1 rRNA gene is annotated in these 261 nt (G+C 44.8%); it reads right to left on the bottom strand.

Annotated features, from left to right (window positions below):
- Nucleotides 1-188: 188 nt before the first annotated feature.
- Nucleotides 189-261: ribosomal RNA gene (locus ACO0LM_RS28795) — 23S ribosomal RNA — on the bottom strand; the annotation flags it as partial.

Raw genomic sequence — 261 nt, 5'->3', positions numbered from 1 at the left:
TCAGTAGAGTGTGCGGCAGAGGTGAGTCTTCGCACTAATCATGATTATTGATTTTGTCACAGTAAGCGAGACCATCGCTTACTGTGGTGGTTGTGACTGCTGTCGAACAAGTGGAATTCTTCCGAATCCTCACATTTTCGCAAACACTTCACAATACTTGTCGTAGCCTATAGACCTGCTAAGGTTATAGGGACAAGCCTTACGGGCAATTAGTACTGGTTAGCTTAATGCATTACTGCACTTCCACACCCAGCCTATCAA

It is taken from the genome of Undibacterium sp. Di26W, from assembly GCF_049340265.1.
Taxonomy (GTDB): Bacteria; Pseudomonadota; Gammaproteobacteria; order Burkholderiales; family Burkholderiaceae_D; genus Undibacterium.
Note: the sequence above shows the minus strand (reverse complement) of the source record. Positions and strands in the feature narration are given on the sequence as shown.